Source organism: Novosphingobium colocasiae, from assembly GCF_014652555.1.
GTDB lineage: Bacteria > Pseudomonadota > Alphaproteobacteria > Sphingomonadales > Sphingomonadaceae > Novosphingobium > Novosphingobium colocasiae.
The window spans coordinates 23981-25516 of sequence record NZ_BMZA01000021.1; the positions used below are offsets into that span (position 1 = coordinate 23981).

At 53.4% G+C, this 1536-nt stretch carries 2 protein-coding genes and 2 pseudogenes; 3 read left to right on the forward strand and 1 reads right to left on the reverse strand.

Annotation, left to right across the window (positions count from 1 at the left end; all coding sequences use genetic code 11):
* The 3 genes and pseudogenes from IE122_RS18420 to IE122_RS16675 form a co-directional block, all read left to right on the forward strand.
* Nucleotides 1–161 (forward strand): annotated as a pseudogene (locus tag IE122_RS18420) (IS5/IS1182 family transposase); the annotation flags it as partial.
* A 34-nt stretch (nucleotides 162–195) separates the two neighbouring features.
* Nucleotides 196–348: pseudogene (locus IE122_RS18575) on the forward strand (HNH endonuclease); the annotation flags it as partial.
* A 6-nt stretch (nucleotides 349–354) separates the two neighbouring features.
* Complete coding sequence (locus IE122_RS16675; protein WP_189622387.1) at nucleotides 355–792, forward strand: SMI1/KNR4 family protein; 438 nt, start codon at nucleotides 355–357, stop codon at nucleotides 790–792.
* 203 nt (nucleotides 793–995) lie between these two features.
* Here IE122_RS16675 and IE122_RS16680 read toward each other — a convergent pair whose 3' ends face one another.
* A complete protein-coding gene (locus IE122_RS16680) occupies nucleotides 996–1298 on the reverse strand; it encodes a sigma factor-like helix-turn-helix DNA-binding protein (RefSeq protein WP_189622388.1) in 303 nt (100 codons plus the stop codon).
* Between the last annotated feature and the right edge of the window lie 238 nt (nucleotides 1299–1536).

Genomic DNA, 1536 nt, shown 5'->3' on the forward strand with positions numbered 1-1536 from the left:
TCGTGATCCTCCCGCGCCGGTGGGTCGTCGAGCGCACGCTGGCATGGCTGAATCGAAACCGCCGTCTCGCCAAGGACTTCGAGCAAACCATCGCGTCAGCAACCGCATGGCTGTTCATCGCATCAATCCGCCTCTTCACTCGCCGCATCGCAAGGCTATGAAAATACACCGGATAATTATGAATCAGGCTCTGACGGTTACGTTTGGCATCATGTGGACGACTTCAATGCTGCAACACATTCAGCCACGCTTGAGCTTGTAACAATCGGCGCGCACAGAGCGACATATCCTCACATGGGCTCCGTCGCACAATATGAGCGCTACTTCGACGTCAAGTATAAGAGGTGATATCGAATGATTTCCTTCGAGAACACGTCTCTCGCCATTAGCGAAGCGGATATTGAAAATTTTCGTAAGATCACCGGATTAGAAATTCCAGACGATCTGAAAAATCATTTTTTAAAATACAATGGTGGTCGACCAATCCCGTCGTGTTTTGAGAATGATTTCGATAAATTTTGCATCAGGAGTTTTCTCGTTATCGCCCATGGCGATGAAAATTGTGGCCTTGAGAATACTTATTTAGACCTGAGATCAAACGATTTTTTCTCCTCTGGATACCTTCCGTTCGCAATGGATGAAGGGGGGGATTACTTTCTTTATTCTATGCGCGATGATTTTGGGTCAATTTATTTTAATCAATCTGAATACTATGGAGACCCGGACAGATTTATGATAAAGCTCTCTGACAATTTTGAAAAATTTCTCAACTCCCTGAAAGAGTGCGATTAATTTTCGTCAAAGGCATATTGCTGACGAAGGCAAGATAAAAGGAATGGCTCCCCCTGCGGGGTAACCTGTTGTCTGCACATCGTTTTTTGAGGAGATTGATGGCACCATGGGGAGACTCATGGTGCCATCATGGTGATAGATTGGCTGTAAGCCACTGTAATTACGGCTTCTTTTGCGAGTTCCGGATGGAGCCATGCCGAAAATCACTTCTCCTCCTCGCCCCTGGCGGCGCGCCCGAGGCTCTTGATGGCGCCGGCCATGTGCTCCTGGACCTCGTCGATGGTGATGCCGAGACGCCGGGCGATGCGGCGGTAGGGCAGATCGTCGAAACGGTGCATCCTGAAGACCTCGCGAGTGAGTTCGGGCATGGCGATGAGCGCGGCCTCCATGCGAGCGAGCCGGGCGGGATCGACCGGCCGGGGCGGTTCGGCGATACGGGTGGTGCCAATCCCCCACCACATCCGCCAGCGCGCCCGCAGGCGCAGCGTTGCCTCAACCGCGCCCACGATGCCGCCTTCCGCGTGCCGGAAACCTGTGCCCTGTCACCGCCCGCACATGATCGAGCAGAGCCCGGGTGAGCGTATGCATCTCGGCGGGCGATAAGGGGCAATCCGGGGCCGTGCCCAGATCGGCGTGCCGCCACTGGAATTACGGTGCCAGAATTACCAGAATTACGGTGCCAGTTTACTGAATGACATACCGGCTGACGCCGGTAGGATCATGCGGAGGGGCTGAAGCCGTTCA

What these genes read in the sequence shown, in the direction of transcription:
- IE122_RS16675 (WP_189622387.1), top strand. Translation starts at nt 355, where the DNA reads ATGATTTCCTTCGAGAACACGTCTCTCGCCATTAGCGAAGCGGATATT.